Consider the following 19,387-nt stretch of genomic DNA (forward strand, 5'->3'; position numbering starts at 1 on the left):
ATAATAAATTTTAGTTAAGTTAATATAATTATGATAGATTTAAAAAATATTTAAAAAAATCCTATTTTGATGAGTTGCCTGTTGCTTCTGTTCCCATATAATCTTGAATAGTACGGAACCCGATATAACTTCTAGCTGAATCTGCGTATTCAAAATCACGTGTACTAACTTGTAGGAAGTAAGCTACATCTTTCCAAGAACCACCACGCGTTACTTTACGCATATTTTTTTGATCTGAAACATTTGGATTCATCGTAGATAAGAACTCGTAAGCTGTTGGATCATAAGAAGAATCCGTCCATTCCGCTACATTACCTGCCATATTATACAAACCGTAATCATTTGGTTCATACGCATCTACTTCTACGGTATACAAAGCTTGATCCGCTGCATAATCTCCGCGAGAAGGTTTAAAGTTAGCCAAATAGCACCCTCTATCATTTTTTGCATAAGGTCCTCCCCAAGGGTAAGTCCCTGATTCTAACCCGCCACGCGCAGCATATTCCCATTCGGCTTCTGTTGGCAAACGATAAGCATTTACATTATCTTTATGAGATCTTTTTCTTGCGCCATTATGGTATAAAGTTCTCCAAGCACAAAAAGCTTTTGCTTGTTTCCAAGAAACCCCTACTACAGGATAATCGCCATAGGCTTGATGCCAAAAATAGTCATTGTGCATTGGCTCATTATAAGAATAAGAAAAGTCTTTAATCCATACCGTTGTATCTGGATAAATAGTTACTTCTTCTTGCTTAATGAACTCCTTACGTTTACCTACTTTCGCTTTAGCTGCCGCTTGGATATCCATCCAAGTATACTTAAATTTTAAATTTTCAGAGCGTAAAGTTCTTAACCCGTTATAAGCTTCTGCTGCAGGAATGTACATAGAATCCATAACTTCTGTGTAATACGAATCTGGATACTCACTTGTTTTCCATTTAATTGGGATTTTTTTATTCAATTTTCTTCCTGAATAAGGATCATCTCCTGTTCCAATACTATAATAGTTGTCATACATATACTTGTCATAAACTGACATTTTAGTTGTATCGGCATCTAAAAAAGCATAATCTGCAATGCTACCTCCTTTTGAGGATTTTTTTCCATCATTTTTTTGACCTAACTCATCAGCTGCTATTGCCAATTTAGTTCTAACAATAGAATCTCTCACCCAATGTACGAACTGACGATACTCACTGTTTGATATTTCAGTCTCATCCATATAAAATGAACGTACAGTCACTGTTTTTGTTGGAGCATCTTGAACATTAGCTAAATCGTCATCTGATTTACCCATAATAAAAGAACCACCTGGAACCAATGTCATCCCATAAGGTTTTTCAGGATGCCAAGCTTTTCCCTTAACACCAACAAGCTGGCCATTGTCTTTTGAACCGCAGCTGTATAAAAACATAACAAGTACTGCTGATAAAATGAACTTCTTCATATAAATTTGGGTTATGTATGTATTCACCTTTACTTTAAGATTGTAAACCTATTTATTTATTTCCTAATTACCAAAAAAAAACGTTAAAAAAACTTACAAAAAAATTCTACAATAAATTTTTACGCTGTGCTTTCCACCATCTTTCGGGCACTATACCTTCACAAGCATCTAAATAATCATCATAGGTACAAGGAAGTAACGTATTTTTTTTTAGTTTATTATAAGAATTTGACAAAAAAGGGATTTCTATCCACCAACGTCCCGTTTTATCACTCTTATAAAAAACAAGTTCTTCATCCAAAGGTACAATATATTTAATAAAATTACTCTTTGTTCCAAAAGGATATTCATTGGAACGATAATGATATCCTTCTATAAAATACCATATCACCTGTGCAATTAAAACTGCTTCTGAATTAGTATATCCATGATTAAAGACTCCAAAGGTAGTTACTTTATCACTAATTCCTGCGTATCTTGAAAAAGCACAAATTTCTTTTCCCGAGAAGCCATTAGGCATAAAATCTATAAAATTTCCTGAATTAGAAGACATAACGGATCTCATATCTATAGAAACTAAATCTGCGTCTCTTAGAACGGGTTCTGTAATAGTCGGATCATGTGCTACTTCTCCTAAACGATAGGCATCAAAATATAATTTCTCTATTAAATCTATTTCTTCTTGTGAATTGAAATAGGTTTGATAGCCAATATTACTATAATTAAACAAATTATTAGGCTCATCAACAATCATTTTGGTTAGATAGGAATCAGCTAAAGATCCATTATCTCTAGCAAAGTCAAACTGACTATCAATTGTGACAACATTCACCATTTGCTCTAAACGATCGTAACCGCGGTACATAGCATACGTTAAATCTTGAGAACCTCCTATAACTATTGGAATGATGTTATTTTTAACCAATTGTTCTATCACTCCTTTTAGCACAAAATAAGTATCTTCTACGGTTGCTCCTCCTACGATATCTCCTAAATCAACAATATTAGCATTCCAATTACCTGAATATAGAGAATAGAATGCTTTTCTTATGGACAACAAATCAAGATTTGCATTTCCTTTTTGATTGCCCCTTTCTTCCAACACTCCTACAATAGCAATTGACACCTCTCTTAAATCAGGAAATTCCTCTTGAGTATTAAAGCGAACTTTCCTTCCTAAGGTTGCTTCTGAAAAACTATGAACATCTATTAAGAAATCAACCTCTAAGGGTTTTAAAAAATCAAACACCATTATTATTTACTTTTTTTTGATAGTTGTCTTTTTAGGCGTTGTTTTTTTAGCAGGTGTTTTCTTTGCGGGAGCTTTTGCTTCAATCATTTCTTGTACTTTTTCCAAGGTTAACTGAGCAGCATCAACATCTTTACTCAATTCAATTTTAATCTTTCCTTTTAGGATTACTGAACGTCCCCATCTGGCTTTCTCAACTCGAATTCCTTCAACTTCCCAATTATGAATCAGTTTTTCACTTTCTTTTTGCAACTTATCCTCTATTAGCTCTGTTATATCAGAAGAAGACAATTGATCAAAATTATATTTTTTATTAACATTAATAAACATTCCATTCCATTTAATAAATGGTCCAAAACGCCCTACTCCTTTTTGAACGTCCATTCCTTGGTATTGTCCTATAGGGGCATCTGCTTTATTTTTTTCGTCTATTAATTCTTTTGCTCTATCTAACGTTACATCTAGAGGATCCTCTCCTTTAGGCAAAGATATAAAAATCTTTCCTAATCTCACATAGGGACCAAATCTTCCATTATTTACCTCTACTTCTTCCCCATTATATTCTCCTAGCATTTTAGGCAATAAAAACAGATCTAAAGCTTCTTCCAAAGTAACGGTTCCTATATTTTGTTCGGCACGCAAACTTGCAAATTGCTTCGCTTCATCATCTGCATTTCCTATTTGCACCATAGGTCCAAATTTTCCTAGGCGAACTAAAACCTGCTTACCTGTTTTAGGATCAACTCCAAGAATTCTTTCCCCGCTTTCCCGTTCTGCATTTTTTTCAACATTTTGAACATTGGGATGAAAATGTTTATAAAAATCATCCATCATGTTTTCCCACTCTTTATTCCCTATAGCAATTTCATCAAAATCCTGCTCTACTTTTGCTGTAAAATTATAGTCTAAAATGGTTTCAAAATTTTTAACTAAAAAATCATTTACTATAGTTCCAATATCAGTAGGTACTAATTTTCCCTTATCTGAGCCTACGTTTTCAGATAATATTTCAGATTTTATTTGATTATTTTTCAAAATCAACTGATTGTACTTACGCTCAGTTCCTTCAAAATTTCCTTTTTCAACATAGTTCCTATTTATGATCGTAGAAATAGTAGGAGCATACGTAGAGGGACGACCAATTCCTAACTCTTCTAATTTTTTTACCAAAGATGCTTCTGTATAACGAGCGGCTGGTCTTGAAAAACGCTCTGTAGCAGTAATATAGTTATTCTTTAAAATTTCGTTTATTTTCAGGGCTGGCAACATTCCTTCTTCTTTTTCATCTTCATCGTCATTTCCTTCTAAATATACTTTTAAAAAGCCTTCAAATTTAATAACTTCTCCTGTTGCTCCAAAAATTTCTTTATGATTGTTTGCCTCAATCTTAACATTAGTTCGTTCTAATTGCGCATCACTCATTTGAGAAGCAATGGTACGTTTCCAGATTAAATCATACAAACGAGATTGATCTCTATCTAATTGAACGGTATGTCGCGACATATCCGTTGGACGAATTGCCTCGTGCGCTTCTTGTGCTCCTTTTGATTTTGTTGCATAACTACGTGGTTGACTAAATTCTTTTCCGTAGTAATTAGAAATTTCATCTTGAGCTGCACTCATTGCTTCTTGAGAAAGATTAACGCTATCCGTTCTCATATAAGTAATTAACCCAGCCTCATATAACCTCTGTGCTACTTGCATGGTTATACCCACTGGCATATATAGCTTACGAGCAGCCTCCTGTTGTAAGGTAGATGTGGTAAAAGGAGCTGCTGGTGATTTTTTTGTTGGCTTTGTTTCTAAATCCGATACTTTGTATATAGAACCTATATTTTGTTGCAAGAATTTTTCAGCTTCTTCTTTTGTAGTAAAGTTTTTAGTTAATTTTGTTTTAAATGTTCTTCCTAATTCATTAGAAAATTCAGCAGAAACACTATAAGTAGCTTCTGATGTAAAGTTTTGAATCTCTCGCTCACGTTCTACAATTAAACGTACTGAAACAGACTGAACACGACCGGCTGACAAACCACTTTTAACTTTTTTCCAAAGGACAGGCGATAACTCATACCCTACTAAACGATCTAACACCCTACGTGCTTGTTGCGCATTTACTAAATCGTAATTAATTCCTCTCGGGTTTTCGATTGCCTTTTGAATGGCTGTTTTAGTAATTTCATGAAAAACAATGCGTTTTGTTTTGGATCTATCTAATTTTAATTCTTCCGCTAAGTGCCATGCAATAGCCTCACCCTCGCGGTCTTCATCGGATGCTAACCAAACCATTTCAGCTGTTTTTGACAAGTCTTTTAGTTTTTTCACTAAAGCTTTTTTATCAGAAGAAACTTCGTATTTAGGCTTGAACCTATTTTCTACATCCACCCCCATTTCTTTTGAAGGTAAATCGGCAATATGCCCAAAACTCGACTCTACTTGAAAGTCTTTTCCTAAAAACTTCTCTATAGTTTTCGCCTTGGCAGGCGACTCTACGATTACTAAATTCTTTGCCATTTGTAACGTTTATTTCTTCGGCAAAAGTAGAAGTTTTTTTTTAAATGCAATTTTTATGCAATTATATATTGCACAAACATTTTTCTTCATCACTACCTCCTCCTCCTTTTTCTAGGGTTTTTAAGCGATAAAATAAACTTTTTTCAACAGTCTTCTAGAAACTTTTAACCAAACAAATATGACATCCTGTCATAATAAAAAATTTAGTATTATCTTTGTTGTCTCAAAAATACGAATGGCATTTTTATGGAAAAGGTAATTGACGAAAATAGACAAGGAACAAGCTTGATTTTAGAACAGAATCAGAAGAATACAAAAAAGATGTTCATAGAAAGTTATGGATGTCAGATGAACTTTTCAGATAGTGAGATTGTAGCTTCTATCTTAACAGAACAAGGTTACAACACGACACAAAATCTTGAAGAAGCTGATTTAGTTTTAGTAAATACTTGCTCGATTAGAGACAAAGCTGAGCAAACCGTTCGTAAACGTTTAGAACAATACAATGCAATAAAAAAAGTAAACCCTACTATGAAAGTAGGTGTTCTAGGTTGTATGGCAGAACGTCTAAAAGAAAAATTTCTAGAAGAAGAAAAGATTGTAGATCTTGTTGTAGGACCTGATGCTTATAAAGACATTCCTAATTTATTAAGTGAAGTGGAAGAAGGTCGTGATGCTATTAATGTTATTCTTTCTAAAGAAGAAACGTATGGAGACATTCAACCTGTTCGTTTAAATAGTAATGGTGTGAATGCGTTTGTATCTATTACAAGAGGGTGTGACAATATGTGTACCTTTTGTGTAGTCCCTTTCACCCGTGGTCGTGAACGTAGCCGTGAACCACAAAGTATCATAGAGGAAATTCAAGATTTATGGAATAAAGGATATAAAGAAGTCACCTTATTAGGTCAAAATGTTGACAGCTATCTTTGGTACGGTGGAGGGCTTAAAAAAGACTTCATAAAAGCAAGTGAAATGCAAAAAGCAACTGCTGTAGATTTTTCTCAATTATTGGATCTATGCGCAACTAAGTTCCCTAAAATGCGTTTTCGCTTTTCTACTTCTAATCCGCAAGATATGCACCTCGAAGTAATTGAAACGATGGCCAAACACCACAATATATGTAAGTACATTCACTTACCTGTACAATCAGGAAGTACACGTATATTAAAGGAGATGAATCGTCAACATACGCGTGAAGAATACCTAGAACTTGTAGACAAAATTTATCAAATCATCCCTGACATTTCATTATCACAAGATATGATAGCAGGTTTTCCAACTGAAACAGAGGAAGACCACAAAGACACACTAAGTTTAATGGCACATTGCAAGTACGACTTTGGCTTTATGTTTGCCTATTCTGAAAGACCTGGAACTTTAGCTGCTCGAAAAATGGAAGATGATATTCCTGAGGAAGTTAAAAAACGTCGTTTAAATGAAATCATTGATTTACAACAAAAATTAGGATTACAACGTACCCAGCGTTTCATAGGTCAAACTGTAGAAGTTTTAGTCGAAAAAGATTCTAAACGTTCTGATCAACATTGGAGTGGAAGAAATTCACAAAACACCGTAGTTGTATTCCCTAAAGAGAACTACAAACCAGGTGATTTTGTATTGGTAAAAGTCACGGATTGCACTGCCGCTACATTAATAGGTGAAGCGGTAGGCTATTCAGATATTATGCAGAATTAAAAATATTTTTTATGTTTCGATCATTTTTTGTAATTCTTTTTTTCTTGTTTAGCGTAAATTTATTGAGCCAAGAAAAATTAATTTTTAATACAAAAGAAGACACTTCTGATATATTCTTTGGTATGTTAGTTAAGAAAAACAAACAATTTTTTTTCAAAAAGTGTTCTATTACCGATGAAGAAATATTAATTGTTAATAAAAAAGGCGTTCAAAGCACAGATATACAATCAACTCTTGAGGAAATAAGAAAAAAAGGATCAAAAATACAATTAGAAACTATAGCAATTATCAAACAAAACAAGGGCAAATATTTAATTCACATAGTTGAAATTAAAAATATTATTGTCAACAAAAGCTGTTTACTATTAGACTCTTTGGATTAATCTATGGAAAATGTACAAAGCATAAAACAACGATTTGAAATCATTGGAAACGATCCAAAGTTAAATCGAGCTCTTGAAAAATCTATCCAAGTAGCTCCTACCGATATTTCTGTATTAGTTACAGGAGAAAGTGGTGTAGGTAAAGAAAGTATTCCTAAAATCATCCATGCTTTATCCCATCGAAAACACGGAAAATATATTGCCGTAAATTGTGGAGCGATACCAGAAGGAACTATAGATTCAGAATTATTTGGTCATGAAAAAGGAGCCTTTACAGGTGCTACCAATACCCGCGAGGGTTATTTTGAAGTAGCTGACGGAGGCACCATTTTTTTAGATGAAGTGGGAGAACTTCCTCTTACAACACAAGTTCGTTTGTTACGTGTTTTAGAAAATGGCGAGTTTATAAAAGTAGGATCTTCTCAGGTTCAGAAAACAAATGTCCGTATTGTAGCTGCTACTAATGTTAAGATGCAAGAAGCTATTTCTAAAGGCAAATTTAGAGAAGACCTGTATTATAGATTAAGTACAGTTGAAATAGGACTTCCTGCTTTGCGAGAGCGAAAAGAAGACATTCATTTGTTATTCAGAAAATTTGCTTCCGATTTTGCTCAAAAATATAAAATGCCTCCTATAAAACTAGAAGACAATGCTGTACAGTATTTATTAAAATACAGATGGGGAGGTAATATTCGTCAATTACGTAACGTAGCCGAGCAAATATCCGTTTTAGAAACGAATCGTGATATTACGGCTAGCACTCTTATCTCGTATATACCTAATGAAGGGAATCATTTACCTCAAATTGTAAGTCCAAAAGCGGAAAGTGATTTTTCATCAGAAAGAGAAATTTTGTATAAAATACTTTTTGACATGAAGGCTGATCTAAACGATCTTAAAAAGCTAACTTTAGAGCTCATGCAAAATGGGAGTTCTAAAGTACAAGAAGCGAACAAAGGACTCATACAACGCATTTATGGTCAAAAAGAAGAGAACAACCCCTACTTTGAAGAGGAAACAAGACTTCAAACCATCACAAATACCCCTCACATTCAAGAAGAATTTGATGAAGATGATGATTCCAATTATATCTTTGCCGATACAATTGAAGAAGAAGAGGATTCTTTGCGTTTAGATCAAAAAGAAATTGAGTTAATAAAAAAAGCTTTAGAACGAAACAAAGGCAAACGAAAAGCTGCAGCCGACGAGTTAGGCATATCAGAAAGAACATTATACAGAAAAATTAAACAATTTGATTTATAATTTTTATTTTTATCAAATCCGTTTATACAAAACCTCTGTTTTAAAAATAGCTATTCATTATCAAAATTATGACACAATTAAAATATACAATTTCTCTCTTTGCCTTATCCATTATATCTTCCTGTGGTATCTATAATTTTACAGGAACTGGCAAAATAGACGCTAAAACATTCCAAGTAAATACATTTCAAAATGTTTCAGAACTTATTGAACCTGGAATCGAGAGAAAATTCACCTTACGCTTACAAGATTTAATTCAAAATCAAACCAATTTAAATCTAACAAATACAAATGGCGACCTGGTATATGAAGGTGAAATAGTAGACTACCGTATTAGTCCTATGACCGCAACTGCTAATCTAACAGCTGCTCAAAATAGACTTTCAATTACTGCTAACCTTCGTTTTTCAAACAGAAATAAATCAGAAGAAAATTTTGAAAAGAAATTTTCTTTCTACTATGACTATCCTGCAGCAGAACAATTAACGGGAAGCAAATTACAAACAGCTTTAGACGAAATATTTGAACGAATTACACAAGATATGTTTAACGAAACCTTAGCTAAATGGTAGTTTATGAATACGGCAGAACTTATCTCTTTACTAAAAAACCCTAATACAATCACTCATTCACAATGCAGTGAATTGGAATCTGTACTTAAAGAATATCCATATTTTCAAAGTGCACGAAGCTTATATCTAAAAGGGTTACATATACAAGACAGTTTTAAATACACTACTGCTCTTAAACTTACAGCTGCTCATACCACTGATAGAACCGTTCTTTTCGACTTTATTACCAATAAAAATTTCGCACAAGAACTCTATTTTACAGAAAACACATCAGCATACGAAACAAAAACTATATCACCAGAAAAAATTACAAAACCTATAAGCAACATAATTGAAGAAACAAGAAATACAACCATTTCTCTAGAGTTAGAATCTGAAGCACAAAGTAGCGCCACAGATGAAGAAAAACTAGAACAATCAGTACTCAATTCAATTATCATTGCTAATGAAATAGTAGAAGATGTGAACGATAATACAATTAGAGAAGAATCTATCTCATTAAAAAACCCTTTAGAAAAGTCTATTTTATCTTCTATATCAGAATCCGACCAATCTGCTAACAACAAAATTGAAGTTGCTACTTCTATTAACCCATCAATTAGAGAAAAAATATCTTGGTTGGAAGACACTGTTGATTTAGAGCAAGAACAAGCAATAGACATCAATCTTAGTGAGCCTATTATCCTTGATGATAGCAAAACTCTTTCATTTCAAGAATGGTTGCTTTTATCTAAAACAACCCCTATTGAAAGGCCTGAAAATAGCGTCACTACAAAAAACAAAGAATCTGAAATAAAAAAAGAAAAAGAAGTTAATATTGAGGAAATCAGTAAAGCGGTTCCCCTTTCTACAAATAATGAAAGCTCTAATATAACAGAAAAAAAAGAGATTGATGTAAGTTCAAAAATGGATTTAATCGACAAATTCATCCATACAAATCCAAAAATTTCTCCTCCAAAAGATAACATTCCTACTCCAAATTATATTGTCAAGAAGAACGATAGTCCCTATTTAATGACCGAAACTCTAGCAAAAATTTATTTGGAACAAAAAAAATACACGAAAGCAATACAAGCTTATGAAATTTTAATTTTGAAATATCCAGAAAAAAGTAGTTTATTTGCAGACAGAATTTTGGATATAAAAGATTTACAACAGAATAACAACAGATAAACAATGAGTACATTTACAATTTTCTTAGTATTAATCACTATAGTTTGTTTTTTATTAGTGGTAGTAATTATGGTGCAAAACCCTAAGGGAGGAGGATTATCTTCAACTTTTGGTAGTTCACAAATGATGGGTGGTGTTCAAAAAACAACAGACTTTCTAGATAAATCAACTTGGTATTTAGCAGGAACTTTATTAGTATTGATCTTATTATCTAGTTTAAGTTTCAATGGAACAAGTAACGATACAGGATCTAAACTAATTGATGAATCGGCTGCTCCTGCTGCAATTCCAGCGGCATCAGGGACTAATGGTAAAACAGCAACTCCATCTACTCCTGTTAAAGCCGCTACAGACGAAAAAAAATAATCCAAAACAAAAATATTTAAAAATGCCAGCTTGTCAGAGCTGGCATTTTTGTTTTTGCCAATTTTGACAGCTTTTGCAACTTGGCACAATTTCTGTCCAAATAGCTACAGAATTTAATAACAATTAAAAATCCAAAAAATAATTATGGCATTAAACATTAAACCACTTTCAGACCGCGTTATCGTGGAACCAGCGGCTGCCGAAACACAAACAGCTTCTGGTATCATCATCCCTGATACAGCTAAAGAAAAACCTCAAAAAGGAATTGTGGTAGCTGTAGGAAACGGGAAAAAAGACCAACCTATGACTGTTCAAGTTGGCGATACGGTTCTTTACGGAAAATATGCTGGAACTGATTTAAAATTTGAAGGCAAAGATTATTTAATCATGCGCGAGGAAGACATACTTGCAATCATCTAAAATAGTAAAAAGTTAAAAAGTAAATAGTGAAAAAGTAAATTTCAAAGACTGTTCACTAATCACTAATCACTAAAAAAATAAAAATGGCAAAAGATATAAAATTTGATATTGAAGCACGTGACGGATTAAAACGCGGTGTAGACGCATTAGCAAACGCAGTAAAAGTGACATTAGGACCTAAAGGACGTAACGTAATCATTTCGAAATCGTTTGGGGCTCCTCACGTAACTAAAGACGGGGTTTCTGTGGCTAAAGAAGTAGAATTGAAAGACACTCTTGAAAACATGGGGGCGCAAATGGTAAAAGAAGTAGCTTCTAAAACCAATGATTTAGCGGGTGACGGTACTACTACTGCTACCGTATTAGCACAAGCTATCGTTAAAGAAGGTTTGAAAAACGTAGCTGCGGGTGCTAACCCTATGGACTTAAAACGTGGTATAGACAAAGCGGTTGAGGCTATCGTTGCGGATTTAGGCAAACAAGCAAAAGAAGTGGGCTCTTCTACTGATAAAATCAAACAAGTAGCTTCTATTTCGGCTAATAACGATGAAGTGATTGGTGATTTAATTGCGACCGCTTTTGGTAAAGTGGGTAAAGAAGGGGTAATTACTGTGGAAGAAGCTAAAGGTACTGATACTTATGTAGATGTAGTAGAGGGAATGCAGTTTGACAGAGGGTATTTATCGCCTTACTTTGTAACCAATACAGAAAAAATGGAGGTTGAATTAGAAAGACCTTACATTTTATTATACGACAAAAAAGTATCTTCTTTAAAAGAATTATTACCCATTTTAGAGCCTGTTGCGCAATCTTCAAAACCGTTATTAATCATTGCGGAAGATGTAGATGGTGAAGCTTTATCTACTTTGGTTGTAAACAAATTGCGTGGCGCTTTAAAAATTGCTGCGGTAAAAGCACCTGGTTTTGGTGACCGTAGAAAAGCCATGTTAGAAGATATTGCTATCTTAACTGGAGGTACTGTAATTTCAGAAGAAAGCGGATATACTTTAGAAAACGCTACTTTAGAAATGTTAGGAACTGCTGAAAAAGTATCTATCGATAAAGACAATACAACGATTGTAAACGGTGCGGGTGAGAACGAAATGATTAAAAATCGTGTAAACCAAATCAAAGCGCAAATGGAGTCAACGACTTCTGACTACGACCGTGAGAAATTACAAGAACGTTTGGCTAAATTAGCAGGTGGTGTAGCGGTATTGTACGTGGGTGCTGCTTCTGAAGTAGAAATGAAAGAGAAAAAAGACCGTGTGGATGATGCCTTACATGCAACTCGTGCTGCGGTGGAAGAAGGTATTGTAGCTGGTGGTGGTGTGGCTTTATTAAGAGCCAAAGCGGTTTTAGCTAACATCAAAGCTGAAAATGGTGATGAAGCTACAGGAATTCAAATTGTTTCTCGTGCTATTGAAGCGCCATTACGCACTATCGTTGAAAATGCTGGTTTAGAAGGCTCGGTAATTGTAGCTAAAGTGGCGGAAGGCAAAGAAAACTTTGGATACAACGCTAAAACGGATGAGTATGTAGACATGCTGGAAGCGGGAATCATTGACCCTAAAAAAGTAACTCGTGTAGCTTTAGAAAACGCGGCTTCGGTTTCAGGAATGATTTTAACAACCGAGTGTGCTTTAATCGACATTAAGGAAGAAGTGCCTGCTGGTGGTATGCCAATGGGTGGCGGTATGCCGGGAATGATGTAATCAAAAACCTCGATAACTTAATAGCTTAAAATTGCCGTTCGAAAGAGCGGCTTTTTTTGTGATGAGGGGTGATGGATGATAGAGAATAGATAAAAACTTGAAAAAAAGAAGTTCCTAGAACACTTATGCAATAAATTATTTCTTTTTAGAAGTAGGATAATACTTTTTCAATTGTTTCAATGAAATCAATACTAGAACAAATGTACAAGTAAGGCTATTTATGAATTGTAGAAAATCTTAAAAAAAGCTAAAGACAAGCTTCTTTTATTTTATTTAAATATTTTTGACAAAGTTTAGAATGTTCAGGATGAACTTTATAATCAACGTACCTTGCAGTAAAACTACAATTCATTAAAAACGAATAATATGCAGCTACCACCGGTAAGCCTACCTGAACTAATTGACAAGTAGCCTCATGCTTACCTTTACATTTTAACACTCTATAAGCATCCTCTATACTATTACACAAAATCCCATTATAAGTACTCGGAAGTAATTTACCGTGAACAAAATGAAGAGCTGAATAAAATATTAGCCCAATCCAAAAACTTCCCTTCATTGTAAAGTTGCTCAGATAATTCTTTATTATGCTCAGCATGTTCTACTCTACTACTCATTGGATACTTTTAAAAAACCGTCAACTTTCAATTCAGACGCATTTAAATTATCACTCTGAACAAAGAAATATTGGGCATTTATTCCAAACTCTTCTTTAAATTTATTTTGTAATTCAAATGATATTTTAAAAAAAGTTTCAATAAAATCTTCATTAAAAGTATTCTGTAAATTAGTAACAACCAAGAATTTGAAAGCAAAAGGATTAACATAAAAATCTTCGGAAGAAAAACCAGCTTCCTCTAATCTTCTTATTAAATCAATCCCATAAAGAAACATTTGTGTTGAAGCTCTAGTAAATTTATTTTTTAAATCTTCTAATGCTTTTTGACCTCCATTTTCTTCACCCTTCTTAAATGCATCTATTACATAATCAACATGAAAATATCCATCTATCAAAACTTCTTTAGATTCTGTTTCAATAGTTTTAAGATAATTCTGTAAATTTTTAGAAATGACACTTGACATAATATTTAGTGATTAAAAAGTTGTTTTTTAACTTAGCCAATATAGTTATTTTTCTTTCACAAAAGTACATTTTTTAATAAAAACAAAAAAAGACTCCCTACATTCAAGCAGACGGCTCCATCCTTAAGGTCAGAAAACTTATTAAAATACCTCTAAAAACTCTTTTCCCTAAAACCTTAAAACATCCCAACAACACCGTTCCCACGAACGGTATTTTTTACTTCTTAACAAAAAGCTAAAAAAGCTTGCTGTTATTGAGTGTTTTGCTAAGTTTGATGCTAAAAAAACAGCTAAAAAATCAAACAGTTATGTTACTCAAAAAACTAAGCTTAGGGGCATTATGGCTTCTTTCAAACCTAGGCATGGCGCAAACCGCACAGGATACGCTGGCCATCAAACAAGTTGCTTTAGATTATATTGAAGCGCAACATAAGGTTAATCCGCAACAAATGGAGCGCGCCTTGCATCCTAGAATGGTGAAACGCACCTTCTGGAAGGATAAAGCTACGGGGAAAGACTATCTGCGGGAAACCTCAACCGAGTCGATGGTTTTACTGGCAGAAAGCTATAATAAAAAAGGGGATGCTTTTCCGCCTCATCCTAAAAAAGACGTTATTTTGTTAGATGTTTCGTCCCGTACGGCATCGGTCAAATTAATTGCCAACGAATGGATTGATTATATGCACATCGTGAAACTCAATGGGACTTGGAAATTAGTGAATGTCCTGTGGCAATTTAACGATGTACGACAACATTAAAAATTTACCTATAAAAACACTTATCTGCACAAACATTCTAGGATTAGGAAGTTGAAAAATAGCCTTTTTAAAAGATCTAGCCCTTGTTTTTATAACTCATACACACATTCTTTCTTTAAACCCAGATTATGTCTTAGACTTTTGATGAAGATAAAAAGGGCAGAAAAGGTAAAATATACGGATTTTTTACCCCATTGTCCATTTCCACCTGCAACGTTTCCCTAATGTGTAATCTGGGCTAAAATAGCACAATTAAGTTTAAAAAAGACTGTATCAAAAGCTTCAAAATGGTGTTTTTACTCTTGTAAGGACATATTTTGTGGGGTTTTACAATCAAAAAAACAGTATTTTCTCTAGATAAGCTAAAGTAAAATCTTTGAATGGTTCAAAAACATAATCCCTGCTCTTTTGCTCAACTCCTTTTTAGGATACAGTCTTAAATATCTTTTATATTATACCTTAATATACTCTGGACAATCAGCCCTTATTTCAGAATCCGTAAGTTTAACATTCATCAATTTACAATACTGTAATCCTTTGTCAAGAGTATAAAAAGAACAGGTAAAATACATTCTCTGGATCTCTATAATATTTGCTTTCTGTAGGTCATAAATAAGTTTTAATAAGCTACTTAACACTGTGGTTTTTTGTTCTTCTGATAAGTTTTCAAAAGTTTTTTGTATAAGAGAAGCGAAAAAGGATCCTTTGGAAGCTATTTTTTTCCCTTCTTGTGTTAATGAAAGTAAAAAACTTCTGGTATCTATGATATTTGTTTCTTTCTTTAATAGTCCTTTACGAATCAAAACCTTAATACTATCACTTATTGTAGCTTTAGTCATATTAAATTCCTCTGCTAAGTAGCTTACTTTGCATTTTTCTTCGGAATGAAAACAGATAAAAATTAAAATCTGAATTTGAATAGGACTAAGAGAGTTTTCCTTACTTTCTTTCCATAATAAAACTCTAAACGCTTCTGAAATACGTTCTAAAGCAACCCCTATTCTGCTTTCAATCTTTTGATTTTGCTCATCCAAATTAAACATTGAATGCTTCATCTGTTTAGAATATATAAGGATAAAAAAATGAATTATTTCTTTGTTTCATATTTCTTTTGTTTACGCTTTTAAGTAAAAATGTATGCTCATTTAGAAGGGCTTGCTACATATATCCAAGCTTTTTTTCCTGATTCAAAGGTTTCTAATATCCTATGGTATTGATCTACTTCATATCTATCTGTTTCCTCTAATTCAGCAGATGTTATTTCAAATATAATTCCTTTGATACAATCTGATTTATTTCCTGTTTTTACAGCAATTGGATGGTATTCTTGTTCACTTTTAGCTAAAACTTTAGGATCTGTTATTAATAATTTTTCAATTTCATACCCTTTCAAAACATCTTTTTGTCCTACTAAAATTCTTCCATAGTTTTCAAGTTGAACTTTTTCTAATTGTAAAGTACCATAAGAAAAGAGTAAATGGATAGGATCTTTCATTAGCAATTTTCCATTTCTATTATAAAATATCCTTTTTTATGTATTTCTTCTTCCCACTGAGGTTCAAGAGAATCTATATGACAAAATTTACATTCTTCAGAAGTTAATTTTTGTCCTTCTTGACCTTTTGTTTTTAAATATTCTTTACCATAATTATAAATTATAGCTGGATTTGTTACAATTTCTTGAGGCACAATTATATCAAAGTGCATAACATCTCCTTCTTTTTTTGTTACATAGGTATCCCAAACTGCTACTTTCATTTTTTATTTCTATTAAGTTATAGAGGCCATAATTTAACTACACACTATTCTTGAAAAGTTGTAATACGAATTCTAGTATTTAATATTTTTTTAGTGCTTTTAAACGGTTAATAAACCAAAACATCTTATTTATATTGCTTTCTAGACATAAGGTAAGCCATGACCTCAACGATATTAATTTATTATTAAGATTCTTATTAGATTTCTAAACGTATAAAATAAGTCAACTATTTTACTTTAAAAGGTAAGGATAACTTTCCACTCGCTACAGAATATATTTTATAAACACCTAACATTGGTTTGTCACCTCCTCCTTCGTGACCGCCATTGTCATTAGCTTTTACTTGCATATAAACCGTTACGCCATCATACGAAAAATCTTTTTTATTATTGATTCTATAATCTGGAACAATCACTCTAATCGTATTTCCTTTAGTTACAACCTGAAAACCAGGCGAATCCATATACATAGGCATCCCAGGATTCGTTGATGGTAAAACAACTGTTTTGTCTTTAGAATCAAATTCCTTTACGGACAATCCTCCTTGAACGCGCTTGTCCTCTGTTAGAACTACCCAGTGTGGATGCCAAATTATTCCATCATTTTTAAAATTACGATCTGCATCTTCATCCCATAATGGGGTATCATCAAAGTCTGGATGAGATGTCAAAGCTAATGCTACAATTCCTTCTGTTTGACCAAATCCAACATCAGTTGGTTTTAAAGTTGTAGGAAATACATACCCCAAAACAGGAGCTCCATTAAGTTGACCTACTGGTCTAGGTGTTGTTTTTCCTGCTTGTCCTTTAACTGTTATTTCCCAAATAGTAGCCCCTATTTCGGCTGAATGCTTTACATTTACTTTTTGGATTTTAAAGTTATCATTATCATATTTACCACATTTGTCGCAGGCAAAACCATAAAGTGTAAAAAGAGAAAAGCCGAAAGAAATAAATAAATTTTTCATTTTTGTACGATTTTAAATTATTGAAAAAATTAAATATAGGAATCCTATTTTTTACACACAAAATATTAGGATTCCTAATTATTTAGATTAAAAAATTAACCTTTTACATCCGATAAAGTAGCTCCAAAATTTATATGAAGTACATTTCCGTTTGCTGTAAGTAAGGCGGGCACTGATTTTACCCCTGCTTTTTCTGCTTCAGTAATACGATTACGGTCTTCACCAAGATGTACAATTTCAACATTAGCCTCACCTATAAGGTTTACAATGTCGTGTTCTGCACTAATACAAACAGGACAGCCTGCATGATAAAAAATTGATTTTTCCATTTTTATTAATTGATTTTATTTTTAGCATTATTACTGGCACAAATATAGTTAGGATTCCTAATTAAACAAACTATTTTTATATTTTTTTTTCGAACTACAAGCTAAATCAAAATATCTCAAACAAAATATTTAATAAAATGCTCATTTTTATTGGATATAATTCATTTAAATGTCAGATTACATTAAATCTTGTGATGAATATGAAAAGGGGAAAAAAGATTAAAAAGACATTCATTTTTTTTTAAATCTAATTTTTCTACGCTCAAGACAAAAAACGGATTTCTTTTAGATTCAAAACTGTTTGTATCTGTACTAAATTTCAAATACCTAATTTGTATTAAAAAGAGGCTTTAGTCATCTTTTATTCATAAAAACACATTTTGATTATACCTTACTATAGTATGTAGTAAGTTTTATAAAAAACATTAAACCCAAATTATACGTTGGCCTTTCGGATCAAGATGAAAAAGACAAAGAAGTTAAGAATAAACAGTTTTTTCACCAAAACTGTAGTTTTATCACCTTGAGAACAAAAAATGAAGTCGTATTTATCTGTACTAAATTTCTAATGCGTAATTTGGGTTAAATATTCGCCTCAAAAACTCCTGTCTTTTTACTTGATTTATAATACAACTCGTTATCTGTAGATAGGTATAAAAAAAAGGATAGAAACGATCAGAAAAATTGTTCTAGCAATTTTTTTGTCCTTCTTAGAACAAAAAATACAGGTTATAGTCGTTTGATTCAGGTATCAGATTTAAATAAAGAGAGAACAACAGGATATGCGATTAAATGCAGGAACTAGCACCAGACCCCCCAATGTATTTCATAGAGAGGCTTAAGCCTATGAAAAAAAAATTGTTTTTTTTAACAGGTGTTTTTATAACACCTGCTTTCTTATTATTTTATTAAAGAGTCGATACCCTAATACAGAACGTAGGGTACTCATGGCGTTTGCATCAAAACCAACGGTATAACGGGTAAATTTTACACGTGGTTTATTGGCTATTTTAAAAAGGGTTTCTACGACTTCTTCTATCAAATTTGTATTTTTTGATTGTTTTTTGATTAATATCCCTGAAATTTTATCCATCATAAGATCATATACATCTATCCCTGTATTTTTACTTTTTACTACGTTTTTTTGGAAGGCAGTAGGGGCATTTCCAAATTGCACAGTGCTTACTCCTATTCCAAAGTTCATCAGTTCATACGACATACATTCTGAAAAACTTTCTACTGCGCATTTAGTAGCATGATAAAAACTTCCTAAAGGTAAATTCACTAAACCGGCAATAGATGTAACGTTTATAAAATGCCCAAACCCTTGCTTTCTAAAAACAGGTATAAAAGCACGACAAACTTTTACACATCCTAACCAATTTGTGGAAACAATATTATCTATACCTTTATCTTCTGAAAATTCAACAAATGAGCGATAGCCAATACCTGCGTTATTTATAATAACATTAATAACAGGATGGTTTTCAAGTATTTCTTGCTTTGCTTTTTCTATGCTTTCTGTATTTGTAACATCAAGCAAATAGCTACTTATGTTTGGTAGATCCGCTATTTCTTTGCCTTGTTCTAAACAAATCATGGTAGCAATAACATGCCATCCTTTTGCTGCAAAATATCTTGCTGTAGCGGCTCCTATACCACTAGAAGCTCCTGTTATTAGAATAGTTTTCATT

General features: G+C 32.9%; 19 protein-coding genes. 9 read left to right on the forward strand and 10 right to left on the reverse strand.

Going from position 1 to position 19,387, the window contains the following annotated elements:
* Positions 1–61: 61 nt before the first annotated feature.
* The 3 genes from porK to topA form a co-directional block, all read right to left on the reverse strand.
* Positions 62–1,447 carry a T9SS ring complex lipoprotein PorK/GldK gene (gene porK / locus HUE53_RS04495; RefSeq protein ID WP_041253274.1) on the reverse strand — a complete coding sequence of 462 codons (1,386 nt, stop codon included), beginning with the start codon at positions 1,445–1,447 and terminating at the stop codon, positions 62–64.
* Between the two features lie 106 nt (positions 1,448–1,553).
* Positions 1,554–2,699 (reverse strand): formimidoylglutamase, encoded by a 1,146-nt coding sequence (locus tag HUE53_RS04500; protein WP_077225593.1) that lies wholly within the window; start codon positions 2,697–2,699, stop codon positions 1,554–1,556.
* 6 nt (positions 2,700–2,705) lie between these two features.
* A complete protein-coding gene (topA, locus tag HUE53_RS04505) occupies positions 2,706–5,207 on the reverse strand; it encodes a type I DNA topoisomerase (protein WP_065213037.1) in 2,502 nt (833 codons plus the stop codon).
* Positions 5,208–5,453: 246 nt separating this feature from the next.
* On the opposite strand from topA, the gene miaB reads away from it, so the two are divergent.
* The 8 genes from miaB (at position 5,454) to groL (ending at position 12,797) form a co-directional block, all read left to right on the forward strand.
* Complete coding sequence (gene miaB / locus HUE53_RS04510; RefSeq protein WP_065213036.1) at positions 5,454–6,905, forward strand: tRNA (N6-isopentenyl adenosine(37)-C2)-methylthiotransferase MiaB; 1,452 nt, start codon at positions 5,454–5,456, stop codon at positions 6,903–6,905.
* An 11-nt stretch (positions 6,906–6,916) separates the two neighbouring features.
* Positions 6,917–7,288: a hypothetical protein gene (locus HUE53_RS04515; protein ID WP_014166396.1), complete on the forward strand. Its 372-nt coding sequence runs from the start codon at positions 6,917–6,919 to the stop codon at positions 7,286–7,288.
* A gap of 3 nt (positions 7,289–7,291) precedes the next feature.
* The gene (locus tag HUE53_RS04520; protein ID WP_014166397.1) at positions 7,292–8,551 is read left to right on the forward strand and encodes a sigma 54-interacting transcriptional regulator; all 1,260 of its coding nucleotides are present in this window, start codon (positions 7,292–7,294) and stop codon (positions 8,549–8,551) included.
* Positions 8,552–8,619: 68 nt separating this feature from the next.
* Entirely contained in the window at positions 8,620–9,123 is a 504-nt protein-coding gene (locus tag HUE53_RS04525; protein WP_014166398.1) for an LptE family protein, read from the forward strand.
* A gap of 3 nt (positions 9,124–9,126) precedes the next feature.
* A complete protein-coding gene (locus tag HUE53_RS04530) occupies positions 9,127–10,296 on the forward strand; it encodes a tetratricopeptide repeat protein (RefSeq protein WP_014166399.1) in 1,170 nt (389 codons plus the stop codon).
* A 3-nt stretch (positions 10,297–10,299) separates the two neighbouring features.
* The gene (secG, locus tag HUE53_RS04535) at positions 10,300–10,662 is read left to right on the forward strand and encodes a preprotein translocase subunit SecG (RefSeq protein WP_041253276.1); all 363 of its coding nucleotides are present in this window, start codon (positions 10,300–10,302) and stop codon (positions 10,660–10,662) included.
* A gap of 144 nt (positions 10,663–10,806) precedes the next feature.
* The gene (locus HUE53_RS04540; protein ID WP_014166401.1) at positions 10,807–11,082 is read left to right on the forward strand and encodes a co-chaperone GroES; all 276 of its coding nucleotides are present in this window, start codon (positions 10,807–10,809) and stop codon (positions 11,080–11,082) included.
* An 83-nt stretch (positions 11,083–11,165) separates the two neighbouring features.
* Positions 11,166–12,797 (forward strand): chaperonin GroEL, encoded by a 1,632-nt coding sequence (gene groL / locus HUE53_RS04545; RefSeq protein ID WP_077225596.1) that lies wholly within the window; start codon positions 11,166–11,168, stop codon positions 12,795–12,797.
* 609 nt (positions 12,798–13,406) lie between these two features.
* Here groL and HUE53_RS04550 read toward each other — a convergent pair.
* Complete coding sequence (locus tag HUE53_RS04550) at positions 13,407–13,880, reverse strand: hypothetical protein (RefSeq protein ID WP_014166404.1); 474 nt, start codon at positions 13,878–13,880, stop codon at positions 13,407–13,409.
* Between the two features lie 308 nt (positions 13,881–14,188).
* On the opposite strand from HUE53_RS04550, the gene HUE53_RS04555 reads away from it, so the two are divergent.
* A complete protein-coding gene (locus HUE53_RS04555) occupies positions 14,189–14,638 on the forward strand; it encodes a nuclear transport factor 2 family protein (protein WP_192188749.1) in 450 nt (149 codons plus the stop codon).
* Positions 14,639–15,090: 452 nt separating this feature from the next.
* Here HUE53_RS04555 and HUE53_RS04560 read toward each other — a convergent pair whose 3' ends face one another.
* The 6 genes from HUE53_RS04560 to HUE53_RS04585 all read right to left on the reverse strand — a co-directional run bounded on the left by HUE53_RS04560 (position 15,091) and on the right by HUE53_RS04585 (position 19,386).
* Positions 15,091–15,693, reverse strand: coding sequence for a MarR family winged helix-turn-helix transcriptional regulator (locus HUE53_RS04560; protein ID WP_192188750.1), 603 nt, complete (start codon positions 15,691–15,693; stop codon positions 15,091–15,093).
* Positions 15,694–15,779: 86 nt separating this feature from the next.
* Complete coding sequence (locus tag HUE53_RS04565) at positions 15,780–16,133, reverse strand: gamma-glutamylcyclotransferase family protein (protein ID WP_014166407.1); 354 nt, start codon at positions 16,131–16,133, stop codon at positions 15,780–15,782.
* Entirely contained in the window at positions 16,133–16,396 is a 264-nt protein-coding gene (locus tag HUE53_RS04570) for a DUF2024 family protein (RefSeq protein ID WP_065213035.1), read from the reverse strand. The genes HUE53_RS04565 and HUE53_RS04570 overlap by 1 nt, the downstream gene beginning before the upstream one ends.
* A gap of 227 nt (positions 16,397–16,623) precedes the next feature.
* Positions 16,624–17,364, reverse strand: coding sequence for a hypothetical protein (locus HUE53_RS04575; RefSeq protein WP_097609347.1), 741 nt, complete (start codon positions 17,362–17,364; stop codon positions 16,624–16,626).
* A 95-nt stretch (positions 17,365–17,459) separates the two neighbouring features.
* Positions 17,460–17,693: a thioredoxin gene (locus HUE53_RS04580; protein WP_014166410.1), complete on the reverse strand. Its 234-nt coding sequence runs from the start codon at positions 17,691–17,693 to the stop codon at positions 17,460–17,462.
* Between the two features lie 880 nt (positions 17,694–18,573).
* The gene (locus HUE53_RS04585) at positions 18,574–19,386 is read right to left on the reverse strand and encodes an SDR family NAD(P)-dependent oxidoreductase (protein WP_014166411.1); all 813 of its coding nucleotides are present in this window, start codon (positions 19,384–19,386) and stop codon (positions 18,574–18,576) included.
* Between the last annotated feature and the right edge of the window lies 1 nt (position 19,387).

It is taken from the genome of Flavobacterium columnare (assembly GCF_014844295.1).
Lineage (GTDB): Bacteria > Bacteroidota > Bacteroidia > Flavobacteriales > Flavobacteriaceae > Flavobacterium > Flavobacterium columnare.